Consider the following 13,122-nt stretch of genomic DNA (forward strand, 5'->3'; position numbering starts at 1 on the left):
GCTACACCGTCCAAAAACCCATCGCCTACGCCTACCTCCCCAACGAAGTCTCCATCGGAGACTCCGTCGAAATCGAATACTTCGGCCGCCGCATCCCCGCCACCATCACCCAAGACCCCCTCTACGACCCCACCATGACCAGGCTCCGGGGCTAAGCCATGACCGGAACGGAAACGGCCGGGACCGCAACCATCGGCTCGGAGACCATCAGCAGCTACCTCACGCGGCTGGCTTCACGCCAGCCCACCCCGGGCGGCGGTGCGGCAGCCGCGCTGCACGCCGCCCAGGGTGCGGCCCTTGTGGCAATGGTGGCCCGCTACTCCACCGGCGCGAAGTATGAGCAGCACGCGGCCCTGGTGCAGCGCGTCACGGAGGCCGCCGAAGGCCTGGTGCTCGAAGCACTGGGCCTGGCGGATGCAGATGAAGCTGCCTTCCAGGGAGTCATCGATGCCTACAAGCTCCCCTCGGAAACAGCGGAGCTCAAGGCGGCCCGTGCCGCCACCATCCAGGAAGCCCTCGTCCAGGCAGCCAGGACACCGGCAAACCTTATCGGTGTTGTTGGGTCCGTGGTGGAGCTCGCAACCGAGCTGTTCGACGTGGCCAATCCCAACGTGATCAGCGATGTTGCCGCCGCCGCCGATGCCGCCCGTGCGGCGGCAACCACCGCACGGGTCAATATCGACATCAATGTGGTGGCCGTCAAGGACCCCGGTGCGCGTGCACAGCTCGCTCAGGAAACGGACGGCCTCGAGGACAAAGTGGTGCTCGCCGCCGACTCCCTCGTAGCCCGCGTACGTGAAAGGATCCTCCATTGACTACTGCCACCCTGTCCGGCAAGGAGCTTGCCGGGATCATCGGGCAACGGGTCCAGCAGGACATCAAGTCCCTGGAGCACGACGGCGTCCGTCCCGTCCTGGCCGTGGTCATGGCCACCGACGACGAGTCGACCAAGTGGTACGTCCGTTCGATTGAGCGGGCAGCCGAACGTGCTGGAATTGGCTGCCGGATCATCGACCTCGGGCACGACGCCACCGAACAGGTCCTGGCCAGTGTCCTGCGGGACCTGAGCGCTGAACCGTCGGTGAACGGCATCATCCTGCAGACGCCGCTGCCGGACGGCGTGCGCACGGATTCCCTCGTGGGACTCATCGCGCCCGAAAAGGATATCGACGGCGCGAACCCGCTCAGCCTGGGGCGCCTGGCGGTGGGCCAGCCGGCCTTCGCACCCGCCACCGCGCGGTCCGTCGTCGAAATCCTTGACCACTACGCAATCCCGGTGGCAGGCCGGAACGTCGTGATTGTAGGCCGCTCTGCCGTGGTGGGGAAGCCGCTTTCCCTCCTCCTGCTTGCACGTGACGCCGCCATCACGGTCTGCCACTCCAGGTCCGGACCGCTTGGGAAGTACACCAAGGAGGCGGACGTGGTGGTGGTCGCGGCAGGGCGGACTGGCCTGCTGACCGGCAGCCACATCTCCCCCGGGACCGTAGTTGTCGACGTCGGCACGAACGTCCTTCCCGACGGTTCCCTGGTGGGCGACGTTGATGCGGCAAGTGTCAGCGGCGTAGCTGCCGCCCTCACCCCCGTCCCGGGCGGGGTGGGTTCGGTCACCACGGCGCTGCTGCTCCTCCACACGGTGGAGGCGGCGCGGCAACAGTCGCCGGCCCTCGTCCTTGAAGCTGCGGGCTAGGGCAGCCGCGGAAGGAACGATGGGCAGATAAACCCAATCAACACGGGCCTGATGGTCCCGTTATCCGTAACTGGTGCTTCGGTGGGCCTAAAACCTGGGGAGGTATTCCTCATCGAAGCACCGTTTTCGGATAACGGGGCCATTGCCGTACCCCGGCCGGTTCCGGCATCCATCCGAAAGGGAAGGAGCAACGATGCTCACCTCTGAAACTGAGGCCGGTCCGCCGGCCGCCCACGCACAGCCCTGCCATGCGGCCCCCTCCTGGGCCGAGGCCCGGCAGCTGGCGTACGAGTGTGCCCGGCCGCTTCCGCCCGTTTGGGTTCCGTTGGCGGACGCTGACGGACGGGTCCTGCACCGCGACGTCACGGCGTTGCAGGACCTGCCGCATTACGCGTCCTCGGCCATGGATGGCTGGGCCGTCAACGGTACAGGCCCCTGGCTGCTTCCCAATCCGGAGCAGCCGCCGGCGTACCCGGGCCTGGCAGCACACGGACGCTTGGCACCCAACCATGCCAGGGTCATTGCCACCGGCGGACTGGTCCCTGCCGGTGCCCAGGCCATCCTGCGCAAGGAGAGCGGCGAGGTGGTACAAGGGCCCAACGGCAGCCCGACCCTCACCGTCCGGCCCGGCGCCCGGCCGGACGAACCGCGCCGCGGACAACACATCCGTCCTGCAGGCGAGGAGGCCCTGGCCGGCGATGTGCTGCTGCCCGCCGGCACCGTCCTTAACCCGGCACGCATCGCCCTGGCCGCTGTGTCGGGGCACGATGAAGTCCAGGTCCGCGCCCTGCCTTCGGTGGCCGTCGTGCTCACCGGTTCCGAAGTGGTGACGCGGGGAGTCCCCGTGGCGGGAGAGGTCAGGGATACCTTCGGCCCGCAGCTGGGCACAGTCCTTTCGCAGCTGGGCGGCATTGCCGGGAGTCCCGTAAGGATCGGCGATTCCTTTGACGAGTGGCTGTCCGCCCTCGACGCCGCCAGTGCGCATGACGGCGGGCAGGCCGATGTCATCATCACCACAGGCGGGACCGGACGGTCCGGTACAGACCATTTCCGCGCCGCCATTGGCTGCCTGGGCGGCCGCATCCTGCTCGACGGCATCGCCATGCGCCCCGGCCACCCTGCCGTCCTGGCCGAACTCCCGGACGGGCGGTTTGTGGTCGGGCTGCCGGGTAATCCCCTGGCGGCCATGATGGCGCTCCTGACCGTGGGGGCGCCGCTGCTCGCCGCACTGGCGGGCCGCCCGCTGCCCGCCGCGACGGACGTGCTGTCCGGCAGCGATATGGCACCGGACCCGGGCCGGACCCGCCTGGTCCCCTGCAGGTTCCTGTCGGGGCTGGCGTTTCCTGTCCAGCACACGGGCCCGGGCATGATGCGGGGGCTCGCCTGGGCGGACGGAGTCATGGTGGTGCCGCCGGACGGCGTGGACGCGGGGCAGCCCGTCCCGGTACTTCCGCTTCCCTGGACCCCGGCCCCGGCCTTGCTTACCGGCACGAACCCCCAAGGATGGAGCACACCATGACCCGCATGACCCGGCGCCGCAAAATCCACCGCTTCCATCTGGATGGGTCAGACACCGAGTACCCGGTGCGGCACAAGGAAGATGTCCTGGCCGCCGAGGAACCGCTTGAGATCCGCCTCAACGGCCGCTCCTTCGCCGTCACCATGCGCACCCCGGGAGACGATTTCGACCTGGTGGCGGGCTTCCTCGTCTCGGAAGGCGTCATCCGGCGCCAGGCGGACCTGGTCTCACTGCGGTTCTGCGCAGGAAGGAACGGGGAAACCCAGACCTTCAACGTGGTGGATGCCCAGCTGGCGCCGGACGTACCAATGCCGGACACTATGCGGCACGTATACACCTCAAGCTCGTGCGGCATCTGCGGCACGGAATCAATCGACGCGGTCCGCAAGGCTATCCATTTCCACCCGGAACAGGACGGCCTGCAGGTCCCTGTCGACGTCCTGGCGGGCCTGCCGGACAGGCTGCGGAAAGCGCAGGCCGTATTCGACAAGACCGGCGGCGTCCATGCCGCCGGCCTGTTCAGGGTTGACGGCCCGGACGCGGAGCTGCTCTGCCTCCGCGAGGATGTTGGCCGCCACAACGCCGTGGACAAGGTGGTGGGCTGGGCCCTCCGGCGGGGGCAGCTGCCGCTCAGCGGCACCGTGCTGCAGGTCTCCGGGCGCGCATCCTTCGAGCTCGTCCAAAAGGCCGCGCTGGCGGGGATTCCGGTCCTGTCCGCGGTCAGTGCACCCTCCAGCCTGGCGGCAGATTTGGCTGCCGAAACGGGCGTGACGCTTGTGGGCTTCAGCAGGGGCCACAGCTTCAACGTCTACGCCGGCCGGGAACGGGTGGGACGGCCAGCGACGGCGGTGCGGCAGGAAAGCATTGCCTAGCGCAGCCTGCTGTACTGGGGTGCCTCGTATCTGCATGCGCAACGCGGCTCGCGATAAGCAACAGTGTGACCCACGCCACGGCAGCTGTCAAGAAACCCTCGTCATGCGATGAAATACCTTGACTTTAAATGTGGCGTGATTCACTCTGTTGCTTAGCGCGAGTTCTGTTGACTCATGCGGAACACCTCCCCAAAGGGCCACCGGCCCGAATGCGACCACGTTTCTCAACCTAAGAGGTGCATCATGCACAAGGCCTGCCCCCCAAGCCTTCCCACGGGACTCTCCGGCTTGATACTCCACGCCAAATCGCAAGCCCATGACTCGCCGAGCAAAGGACCCGCTCATGGCCATCAACAGTGAAACAAAATCTCCCCAACCCAAGAAACCGGCAGCAGGCACAGACCCGCTGACCGATCCCGCCCTTCCGGACTCCGCCACGGCGTCCCCCACAGACCCCGCCGAGGCCGAAACTACCCTCCCGCAGGAGAACGAGGAGTACGAGCAAATCCTCGAGGAACTGCGCCAGAGCAAAACCGAGCAAGCTGTCTCCCAGCGCCGCAACCGCAAGCTCGTCCTGGACAAGGTCACCTTCGGGATCACAGGCGCCGCCGCAGTCGCCTTCGTGATCTGGGGTTTCACGGGTCGGGACAGCCTGTCCACTACGTCCACGGCCGCCCTGAACTGGGTCATGGAGTACACGGGCTGGCTCTTCATGCTCCTGGCTTCGCTGTTCGTGGTCTTCGTCCTGTGGCTGGCGCTGGGCAAGTTCGGCAACATCCCCCTGGGCAAGGACGGCGAGAAGCCGGAGTTCCGCACGATTTCCTGGATCTCCATGATGTTCGCTGCCGGCACGGGCATCGGCCTGATGTTCTACGGTGTGGCGGAACCGCTTTACCACTACATCTCGCCCCCGCCAGGCAGCGTGGACGGCCAGACCCCCGAAGCAATCCAGACAGCCATGGCGACTTCCATCTTCCACTGGACCCTGCATCCCTGGTCCATGTACGCCGTGGTCGGCATCGCTCTCGCCTACGGCACCTACCGTCTTGGCCGCCGCCAACTCATCTCTGCGGCCTTCACCTCGATCTTCGGCGTGCGCGCCGTCGAGGGCCCCATCGGCAAGTTCATCAACATCCTGGCCATCTTCGCCACCCTCTTCGGCACCGCCGCGTCCCTGGGCCTGGGCGCGCTGCAGATCGGCAGCGGCCTCACGTCCAACGGCTGGGCCGGCGAGATCGGCACCCCCATCCTTGTGGTGATCGTGGCCATCCTGACCTTCTGCTTCGTGGCCTCCGCCGTATCCGGCGTCAGCCGCGGCATCCAGTGGCTCTCCAACATCAATATGGTCCTGGCCGTCACCCTGGCACTCATCGTGTTCGTCGCTGGCCCCACGCTGTTCATCCTTAACCTCATCCCGTCCGCCGTCGGCGACTACGTCCGCGACCTGGCCGAGATGTCGTCCCGTACCGAGGCCGTCGGCGACGAAGCCCTGCGCACCTGGATGTCCGGCTGGACCATCTTCTACTGGGCATGGTGGATCTCCTGGACGCCCTTCGTGGGCCTGTTCGTCGCCCGGATCAGCCGCGGCCGCACCATCCGCCAGTTCGTCACCGGCGTGATCCTGGTCCCGAGTGTCGTCAGCATCGCCTGGTTCGGCATCTTTGGTGGGACGGCCATCAACCTCCAGCAAGTAGCAGCCGCGTCCGGCAACCCGGACGGTGGCGTTGCGAAGCTCGTCGACGGCGCACTCGCCGTCGATTTCAACGGCAGCTTGTTCGAACTGATCAAGCACCTGCCCCTGCCGGTCTGGGCCATCACGGCCGTCATCGCGCTGGCCATGCTGCTGATCACGATCTTCTTCGTCACGAGTGGGGACTCCGCCTCCCTCGTCATGGGTTCGCTCAGTTCCAATGGCTCGACCGAGCCCAACCGCGGCGTGATCGTTTTCTGGGGAACGCTGACCGGTGCGGTGGCTGCGGTCATGCTGCTGGCGGGCGGTGACGAGCCCGCTGAGGCCTTGTCCGGCCTGCAGCGGATCACCATTGTGGCGGCCCTGCCGTTCATCATCGTTATGCTGCTGCTGTGCTTCGCCCTGGCCAAGGACCTGCGCCGGGATCCCCTCGCCCTGCACCGCCGACTGGCGACGTCAGTGGTGGAGCGGGCCATCCGCACCGGTGTGGAGCAGCACGGCGGCGCCCAGTTCGAGCTCGTGACCAAACACGATTGCGCCGAATCATGCCCCGACCCTGAAGCCTGCCCGGGCGGCAGCTCCGTGGTGGACAACGAGAAGAAATAGCCGATCGAATCCGGCCCCGGTGGACACCACCGGGGCCGGATTCTTTTAACTCTTTATTGCTGGACTTTTGCTGGACGGCGACTCTTACTGCGTCCTGACCGTGGCCTGGTTCGCCCTGCTGATCTACGCCGATTCCCGGTTCAGCACCACGTCGTAGGCCTCCACGCGCCGGTCCGTCACCGTCGTGGGTGACTCCAGGTGGACTGCCCCCGACGGCAAAATGCCGGCCCCGCCGAACCGCTCCATGACCTGCCACTGGGCCAGGACGTCCTCCCCCGCGTGGTCAACCGGCAGGTCCGTCCAGAACGTGAACCCGCCGGCGTCGTTCAGTGCTTCCCGCCGGTAGAGCACACAGCCACCCAGCCACGCCACCCGGTACGGCACCCACTGGCCGGGCTGCAGGGACAGCTCGGCACTCAGGTGGCTAAGGTTGGCTGCGCTGTGGAGCGGCCAACGCTCGAAGCCGGGGGCGCCGGGGCGGATGCGCTCCGCACTTACCTGCCCCTCCCAGGCTTCGAAATTGGCGGTTTGGTCAGGGCGCCTGTCATTCAGGTAGGACAGCCCTTGGGGCGCCATTCCCACGAAGCCGCACGCGAGCTCATCCAGCGCCGCGCTCAGCCGCTCCAGGGCACCCGGTTCCAGCCAGACGTCGTCGTCAAGGAAGAGGCACTGGTCCGCCTTGGACTGCTCCAGCAGGAACTGGCGGTGTTCGGCCAGCCCGCGCCGCGGCAGGTGGCGGAGCAGCGTGACCGGCCTCCCCTGCGCCTCCAGGACCCGGACCATGGCGGCAGCGGCGGGATGCTCCCATCCCGGGTCCCCGGTGGACTGGTCGCTGATGACGACGGCGAACGCGGGGTCAGCCTGTCCGGCGAGCCCGGCGAGGGTGACAGCGAGCTCAGCCGGGCGGTTGCAGGTTGGCACCAGTACGTCGACGGGTACCTGGCCGGGCAGGCCTGCCGGACGTGCCCACTGTTCTGACGATCTCCTGCTCACAGTTCCTCCTAGTGCCGGTGGACAGTGCCGGCAACTGGTGAATGGGTTCCGAATGTTCTTACCCAGACCGCGGGCATGTATGCCGGCGGCACGGCAAGGCCCCCGTCCCCGCATCTCGAAGCCTCGAGGAACGGGGACGGGGGCCTTTGCCTGTGCGGCTGTCTTCGCGCAGGCCGCGTTCACAGCGGATCAGCCGGCGTCGAAGCTCTCGCCGCCATCGTCCTTGGGAGATTTCTCCTGCGGAAGGTCGTTGCCGCTGCCGTCTGGGATGCCGGCCGCTTCCTGGCCGGACTCGGAAGAGACCGGCGCAGAGCCCTGTGAATCATCGTTGGACTCGTCGATCTCCGCGGCGCTGGAGGGCAGGTCCATGTCGTGCGGAACAGGCTCCGTTCCGGCCCCGCCCTGCGGCTCGTTGGTTTCGGCGCCGCCTGCTGCCTGGCTGCCGGCGGGTGCGCCGCCTGCGCCCTGGCTTCCGCCCATTTCCTGCTCGGCGGTCGGGGTTCCGTATCCGCCAGGATCCGACTCGGGCCGGGCCTGCTGGTTTTCCGTCATGGTTCCTCCTGTTGGGGTTGCGGTTTGAAAGGGTTTGGGGCCTGGCTCCCGGGGTCTGCTCAGAGTCCCTTGCCGCCGGTCACCGGAAGTACGGCTCCTGAAATGTAGGATCCGTCCTCGGAGGCCAGCAGCACGTAGGCAGCCGCCAACTCGGCGGGCTGGCCCGCACGTTCCAGGGGCGTGTCCTGGCCGAACTTGGGAAGCTTGTCAGGCCATTCGGTGGCGGGAATCAGCGGCGTCCAGATGGGGCCGGGGGCCACCGCGTTGACCCGGATGCCCTTGGGGCCAAGTTCCTGCGCCAGGGCCTTCGTGAACGCCACCTGTGCCGCCTTGGTCATGGCGTAGTCGATCAGGCCGGGTGAGGGGTTGAATGCCTGGATCGATGCGGTGGTGATAATGGAGGCGCCGGCTTTCAGGTGGGGCACGGCCGCCCGGGCACTCCACAGCAGGGAGTAGAGGTTGGTCTTGAAGACCCGGTCGAATTCCTCCGTGGGCAGGGTGTCAAGGCTTTCGCGGTTCTTCTGGTAAGCCGCGTTCAGCACCACAATGTCCAGGCGTCCGAACTCGGACGCCGTTTCCTCCACGATCCGGGTGCTGAACTCTTCCTCCCGCCCGTCACCGGCAAACAGGAGGGCGCGCCGGCCCGCCTTCCGGATCCAGTCGGCTGTGTCCTGGGCATCGTCCTCCTCCTCGGGCAGGTAGGAGATAGCGACATCGGCCCCCTCGCGGGCGAACGCGATGGCCGCTGCCTTGCCGATCCCGGAATCGCCGCCGGTGATGAGTGCGGCCTTTCCCTCCAGCTTTCCATGCCCCTCATAGCTGAGCTCGCCGTGGTCTGGCTTGGGGTCCATGGGCGCCGTGAGGCCGGGCTGCTTTTGTTCCTGTTCCGGGAACGGGCCCGTGTGGTAGCCGCCCCGGGGGTCCTTTGGCTGGTCTGTCTGCTTGTCGCTGCCGCTCATAGTGCGCTCCCTGTTTCGGTTCCGCTGTGCCGGTCTCGAATGGCCCTGCCGGGGCACCGGCCATTCGAAGCTATCCCGGCCGGAGGAACAAGTCCACCGATTGGTACGAATAATCAGTAAACTTATCAAATGATGGTCCGGACGCAATGCTTGCCTTGTTTCTGGGTATCTGGGGAGTAGAGAGGGACCAAGGCCTGGCTGTCGCAGGAAGGAGAGGCAATGTCAGAGGTGGAGGATTACACCGGCAGAACGGGGCGGAACGAGACCCGCGAGGAACAACTGGACCGAAACTGGGCGGAACTCCTGCAGGAACTCCGCGTGCTGCAGACCGGCGTCCAGATCCTGGCAGGTTTCCTGCTCACACTCCCCTTCCAGGAGCGGTTTGAGGACCTGGACGATTTCCAGGTGAACCTGTACCTGGTCAACGTGGTGATTGCAGCCCTGACCACGGCATTCATCCTCCTCCCTGTCAGCGTCCACCGGCGCCTCTTCCGCAAGCGGCTCAAGGAAACCCTCGTCTCAAGCGCGGACACCATCACCAAAATCGCCTTGGGCGGCGTTGCCCTCCTGAGCACCGGGACGGCGGCGCTGGTCTTCGACGTAACGCTGAACCGGTCCGCCGGCTTCACCGCAGGAGGCGCGCTGCTGGGCGTACTGCTGGTCCTGCTGGTCTATGTCCCCCTGCACCTGAACAGGCGCGCCGCGGCGAACGGCAAAACCGCTACCGAAAGAAGCCGCGATGGCGAAATGGGCTAAAGAGCACGGGCTGCTGCTCGCAAACCTGGCACTGTTCCTCATCTTCTTTGGCGGGATGATCCTGTCCGGAGCCGCAACGTACAACGAGGAACAGCAAGGCCATGGCCAGGCCACGGTCACGTTCCTGCAATACATCGGGACCAGCCGCTTCTGGTTCGAGTCCTTCCAGAACTGGCAGAGCGAGTTCCTGGCCCTCGCCGTCCTGGTGGGTGCGTCCGTCTACCTTCGGGAGAAGGGTTCCCCCGAGTCCAAACCCGTTGCTGAACCACACTACGAGACCGGCGCCTGAGCCGGCTCGATAACGAGAGGAATCCATGCGAACCATTGCGAAAACCATCCTCCTTGCCCTGCTGCTCCTGGTTGTCCCGGCCCTGCCGGCCGGCGCGTCCCCGGCAGCAGCGCCCGCCAGCCAGGAGAGCGTCATCCAAGCAGGCACGGAATTCTCTGGAGGGGTGTTGGCGCCGGCCGGCAACACTCCCACGCCGTCCCCCGGTGACACCGCCTCCAGCGGCCCGGCCAACCCCGGAACCGGCGAGTCCGCACAGAATGAGGCCACCCGGCTGGACTGGGCGCCGTGGGTGATTGGCGCCATTGCTGTGGTGGTCCTGGTCCTGATCCTGATCTGGCGCCGCCGCCGCAACACCACCATCGTCGGCTGATGGGCGCGATCCAGGCGCGTTTGTTTGGGGGGAGCTCCATGATCAGGCCCAACGTGGCGGACGGGATCCACCTCATCACGCAGGCCCACGTCAACTGCTACGTCATCGAGGATGACGACGGACTGACCCTGCTGGACGCCGGCCTTCCGGCCATGTGGCCCATGCTGCTGCAGCTGCTTGAGGACCGGAGCCGGCGCCCGGAGGACATCAAGGCCCTGGTGCTGACGCATGGCCACTTTGACCATGTGGGGTTCGCGGTTCGGGCGCAGCAGGAGTGGGACGTCCCGGTGCTGGTCCATCCCGGCGACTCGCACCTGGCGGCCCACCCCTACCGGTACAAGCCCCAGCGCAACAGGTTCCTCTACCCCTTTGCCCATCCCCGGTCCCTGCCGCTCCTGGGAAGCATGGCGGCAGCCGGGGCCCTGAAGGTCAAGGGTGTCTCCAGCACGCGTCCGCTGCACGCCGGCGAAGCGCTGGATGTCCCGGGCCGGCCCATGGCGGTCCACACTCCTGGTCACACGGACGGGCACTGCATTCTGTCCCTGCCCGGCCGGAATGCCGTCTTCAGCGGCGATGCCCTGGTGACCCTGGACCCTTACACCGGCAACCGGGGGCCGCAGATTGTTGCCTCGGCGGCCACCAAGGACACCACGCAGGCACTCTCATCGCTGCATGCAGTGGCGGCTACCGGCGTCGACACTGTGCTCCCGGGCCACGGGGAGCCCTGGACCGGGGGTGCCGGGGCGGCCGTTGACCACGCGCTGCGGGTGGGGGCGCACTGAAGCAGCCCAAGCCCCGGCCGGGCAACTGCGGAACTTAGGCTCCTTCGAGCACCTGGCTTGTTGCCCAGGTCAGGTATTTTCCGGCATTGGCGACGGCGTCTGCCGGGCTGGAGGCCACATCCAGCAACTGCGCCGCGGCCACCACGCCATGCCCGGCAAGGTCCTCGAGGGTCACCAGGATCCGGCCCGCCACGACGATCACAGGAATGCCCTTCTCCCGAGCCGCGTTGGCGAGCGCGATGGGAGCCTTGCCCGTGAGGGACTGCGAATCCATGGACCCTTCGCCGGTGATCACCAGGTCGGCGCCGGACAGCTGGTCGGCCAGCCCGGTGAGTCCGGCCACCAGCGCGAAGCCACCCTCCAGCGCGGCACCGGTGAAGGCAAGGAACGACGCCGGGAACCCGCCCGCGGCGCCCGCGCCCGGAACATTAACGTCCCGGCCGGTTGCCTCCCGCAGCACCGAGGCCCAGTTGCGGAGCCCGGCGTCGAGCAGTTCGATGCCGTCCTGGTCCGCGCCTTTCTGCGGTGAGAAGACATGGGCGGCCCCCTCGGGGCCGAAGAGGGGGTTTCGGACGTCCACGGCGATGCGGAAAGTGGTGGCTGCAAGGCGCGGGTCCAGCGCGCTGGTATCCAGCGCAACGACGTCGGCGAGGGAGCCGCCACCCAGCGGCACAACGTTGCCAGCGGAGTCCAGCGGCTTGAGGCCGAGGGCCCGCAGGGCGCCGCTGCCGCCGTCGGTCATCGCGGAGCCGCCCAGCCCGAGCACAATCTCGGTGGCGCCCGCATCCAGGGCGGCAGCGATGAGCTGGCCGCACCCGTAGCTGTGCGCGCGGAGGGCATTGTCCGGAGTGGGCTCCATGTCCGCCAAACCGGAGGCCTGCGCGGTTTCGATGACGGCGGTAACCGTGCCGTCGCCGGACTTCCGGATGGCCCAGGCGGCGCCAACCGGGGCGAGGATGGGCCCCACCACGGCATTGAGGCGTTCCTCGTAGCCGGCAGCAACTGCCGCCTCCAGGGTGCCCTCGCCGCCGTCCGCAATCGGGAACTGGGTGGCCACTGCGTCGGGGTAAACCCGCAAGGCCCCTTCCGCTATGGCCGCGGCGGCCTCGGCAGCCGTCAAGGAGCCCTTGAACTTATCCGGAGCAATAAGGATGCGCATGGGCTCCATCATGCCAGCAACGCGAGGGAAAGCGCTTGCCCGGACGTAACACGAACAGCAGTACCTATCCCTCGCGCCACTCGTGGCTGGTGATGTGCGAACCGGCCTGCGGCCCCATCTGGAGCATGCCGCCGTCCACAGCCCACGCCGCCCCGTTCACATAGCTGGAGGCAGGCGAGGCCAGGAACGCAATCACGGCTGCAATCTCCCGCGCATCGCCGGGCCGGCCCAGGGGCACGCCCGGGCGGTCCTTCGCCGTCGGATCCTCGTCCTCCTGCCCCGTCATGGGTGTGGCGATCTCACCGGGCGCCACCGTGTTGGCGGTGATTCCGTGCTGGGCCAGTTCCAGGGCAAGAGTTTTCATGAGCCCGCCCAGCCCGTGCTTGGACGCATCATAGGCGGAGGAGCCCACGCGGGGCTGGAATTCGTGCACGCTGGAGACGGCAATCAGCCGCCCGCCCCTGCCGGCCCGGACCATGCGGCGGGCGGCGGCCTGCAGGCAAACGAAAGCGCCGTTGAGGTTGGTGTCCAGGGTCTGCATCCAGCGGTCCAGGTCCATGTCCAGAAACTTGGTGCTTTCACCGGTGCCGGAGTTGTTGACGAAGACGTCCACGCCGCCCAGCTCATCCGCGAGCTCGTCGATCACGGCCCCAGCGGACCGGAGTTCGGTGGTGTCCAGCTGGCGGATGACAGCCTTGCGGCCCGCGGCCCGGATTTCTTCAGCCGTCTCCTCCGCCCCGGCCTTGTCCGAGTGCCAGGTGACTCCCACGTCCATGCCCGCCCTGGCAAGGGCCACCGCGGTGGCCTTGCCGATTCCGGAGTCCGATCCGGTAACGATGGCGGTAGCGGGCGCGAAGTTGCTGGTGTCCTGCATCGTGGCAAGCCTTT

15 protein-coding genes are annotated in these 13,122 nt (G+C 67.2%); 10 read left to right on the forward strand and 5 right to left on the reverse strand.

Annotated features, from left to right (window positions below; translation table 11 throughout):
- The 6 genes from AC5RT3_RS12480 to AC5RT3_RS12505 all read left to right on the forward strand — a co-directional run.
- Window positions 1-155 (forward strand): glycine cleavage T C-terminal barrel domain-containing protein (locus AC5RT3_RS12480; RefSeq protein WP_494124381.1); only part of this gene is annotated, 155 nt, incomplete at its 5' end.
- Window positions 156-158: 3 nt separating this feature from the next.
- On the forward strand, window positions 159-815 hold the full coding sequence (locus tag AC5RT3_RS12485) for a cyclodeaminase/cyclohydrolase family protein (protein ID WP_494124322.1): 657 nt from the start codon (window positions 159-161) through the stop codon (window positions 813-815).
- Window positions 812-1,687, forward strand: a complete 876-nt coding sequence (locus AC5RT3_RS12490) for a bifunctional 5,10-methylenetetrahydrofolate dehydrogenase/5,10-methenyltetrahydrofolate cyclohydrolase (RefSeq protein ID WP_494053726.1) — start codon at window positions 812-814, stop codon at window positions 1,685-1,687. The genes AC5RT3_RS12485 and AC5RT3_RS12490 overlap by 4 nt, the downstream gene beginning before the upstream one ends.
- Before the next feature lie 193 nt (window positions 1,688-1,880).
- On the forward strand, window positions 1,881-3,206 hold the full coding sequence (locus AC5RT3_RS12495) for a molybdopterin molybdotransferase MoeA (protein ID WP_494124323.1): 1,326 nt from the start codon (window positions 1,881-1,883) through the stop codon (window positions 3,204-3,206).
- Window positions 3,203-4,078 (forward strand): formate dehydrogenase accessory sulfurtransferase FdhD, encoded by an 876-nt coding sequence (fdhD, locus tag AC5RT3_RS12500; protein ID WP_494053728.1) that lies wholly within the window; start codon window positions 3,203-3,205, stop codon window positions 4,076-4,078. The genes AC5RT3_RS12495 and fdhD overlap by 4 nt, the downstream gene beginning before the upstream one ends.
- A 343-nt stretch (window positions 4,079-4,421) precedes the next feature.
- Entirely contained in the window at window positions 4,422-6,374 is a 1,953-nt protein-coding gene (locus tag AC5RT3_RS12505; protein WP_494053729.1) for a BCCT family transporter, read from the forward strand.
- A gap of 123 nt (window positions 6,375-6,497) precedes the next feature.
- Here AC5RT3_RS12505 and AC5RT3_RS12510 read toward each other — a convergent pair whose 3' ends face one another.
- The 3 genes from AC5RT3_RS12510 to AC5RT3_RS12520 form a co-directional block, all read right to left on the reverse strand.
- The gene (locus AC5RT3_RS12510; RefSeq protein ID WP_494011220.1) at window positions 6,498-7,367 is read right to left on the reverse strand and encodes a glycosyltransferase family 2 protein; all 870 of its coding nucleotides are present in this window, start codon (window positions 7,365-7,367) and stop codon (window positions 6,498-6,500) included.
- A gap of 189 nt (window positions 7,368-7,556) precedes the next feature.
- Window positions 7,557-7,919 carry a hypothetical protein gene (locus AC5RT3_RS12515; protein ID WP_494053730.1) on the reverse strand — a complete coding sequence of 121 codons (363 nt, stop codon included), beginning with the start codon at window positions 7,917-7,919 and terminating at the stop codon, window positions 7,557-7,559.
- 59 nt (window positions 7,920-7,978) lie between these two features.
- A complete protein-coding gene (locus AC5RT3_RS12520) occupies window positions 7,979-8,878 on the reverse strand; it encodes an SDR family oxidoreductase (RefSeq protein ID WP_494124324.1) in 900 nt (299 codons plus the stop codon).
- A gap of 219 nt (window positions 8,879-9,097) precedes the next feature.
- Between AC5RT3_RS12520 and AC5RT3_RS12525 the strand changes: the two genes are divergently transcribed.
- The 4 genes from AC5RT3_RS12525 to AC5RT3_RS12540 are packed head-to-tail and all read left to right on the forward strand — an operon-like array spanning window position 9,098 to window position 11,075.
- Window positions 9,098-9,634, forward strand: a complete 537-nt coding sequence (locus tag AC5RT3_RS12525; protein WP_494053731.1) for a DUF6328 family protein — start codon at window positions 9,098-9,100, stop codon at window positions 9,632-9,634.
- A complete protein-coding gene (locus AC5RT3_RS12530) occupies window positions 9,618-9,923 on the forward strand; it encodes a DUF6766 family protein (RefSeq protein WP_494053732.1) in 306 nt (101 codons plus the stop codon). Before AC5RT3_RS12525 ends, AC5RT3_RS12530 begins: the two co-directional genes overlap by 17 nt.
- Window positions 9,924-9,948: 25 nt before the next feature.
- Window positions 9,949-10,293 carry a LuxR family transcriptional regulator gene (locus AC5RT3_RS12535; protein ID WP_494053733.1) on the forward strand — a complete coding sequence of 115 codons (345 nt, stop codon included), beginning with the start codon at window positions 9,949-9,951 and terminating at the stop codon, window positions 10,291-10,293.
- A gap of 38 nt (window positions 10,294-10,331) precedes the next feature.
- The gene (locus tag AC5RT3_RS12540) at window positions 10,332-11,075 is read left to right on the forward strand and encodes an MBL fold metallo-hydrolase (protein WP_494053734.1); all 744 of its coding nucleotides are present in this window, start codon (window positions 10,332-10,334) and stop codon (window positions 11,073-11,075) included.
- Window positions 11,076-11,109: 34 nt separating this feature from the next.
- On the opposite strand, the gene AC5RT3_RS12545 is transcribed toward AC5RT3_RS12540, so the two are convergent.
- Window positions 11,110-12,234, reverse strand: a complete 1,125-nt coding sequence (locus AC5RT3_RS12545; protein WP_494124325.1) for a glycerate kinase — start codon at window positions 12,232-12,234, stop codon at window positions 11,110-11,112.
- Between the two features lie 64 nt (window positions 12,235-12,298).
- A complete protein-coding gene (locus tag AC5RT3_RS12550) occupies window positions 12,299-13,108 on the reverse strand; it encodes an SDR family oxidoreductase (RefSeq protein ID WP_494124326.1) in 810 nt (269 codons plus the stop codon).
- Between the last annotated feature and the right edge of the window lie 14 nt (window positions 13,109-13,122).

This window comes from Arthrobacter sp. Y3221159 (genome assembly GCF_059089885.1).

Excerpts from the sequence above, each read along its gene's own strand:
- AC5RT3_RS12485 (WP_494124322.1), top strand. The coding sequence starts at position 159 with ATGACCGGAACGGAAACGGCCGGGACCGCAACCATCGGCTCGGAGACC.
- AC5RT3_RS12495 (WP_494124323.1), top strand. The coding sequence starts at position 1,881 with ATGCTCACCTCTGAAACTGAGGCCGGTCCGCCGGCCGCCCACGCACAG.
- fdhD (WP_494053728.1), top strand. The coding sequence starts at position 3,203 with ATGACCCGCATGACCCGGCGCCGCAAAATCCACCGCTTCCATCTGGAT.
- AC5RT3_RS12505 (WP_494053729.1), top strand. The coding sequence starts at position 4,422 with ATGGCCATCAACAGTGAAACAAAATCTCCCCAACCCAAGAAACCGGCA.
- AC5RT3_RS12515 (WP_494053730.1), bottom strand. The coding sequence starts at position 7,919 with ATGACGGAAAACCAGCAGGCCCGGCCCGAGTCGGATCCTGGCGGATAC.
- AC5RT3_RS12520 (WP_494124324.1), bottom strand. The coding sequence starts at position 8,878 with ATGAGCGGCAGCGACAAGCAGACAGACCAGCCAAAGGACCCCCGGGGC.
- AC5RT3_RS12525 (WP_494053731.1), top strand. The coding sequence starts at position 9,098 with ATGTCAGAGGTGGAGGATTACACCGGCAGAACGGGGCGGAACGAGACC.
- AC5RT3_RS12530 (WP_494053732.1), top strand. The coding sequence starts at position 9,618 with ATGGCGAAATGGGCTAAAGAGCACGGGCTGCTGCTCGCAAACCTGGCA.
- AC5RT3_RS12535 (WP_494053733.1), top strand. The coding sequence starts at position 9,949 with ATGCGAACCATTGCGAAAACCATCCTCCTTGCCCTGCTGCTCCTGGTT.
- AC5RT3_RS12540 (WP_494053734.1), top strand. The coding sequence starts at position 10,332 with ATGATCAGGCCCAACGTGGCGGACGGGATCCACCTCATCACGCAGGCC.
- AC5RT3_RS12545 (WP_494124325.1), bottom strand. The coding sequence starts at position 12,234 with ATGCGCATCCTTATTGCTCCGGATAAGTTCAAGGGCTCCTTGACGGCT.
- AC5RT3_RS12550 (WP_494124326.1), bottom strand. The coding sequence starts at position 13,108 with ATGCAGGACACCAGCAACTTCGCGCCCGCTACCGCCATCGTTACCGGA.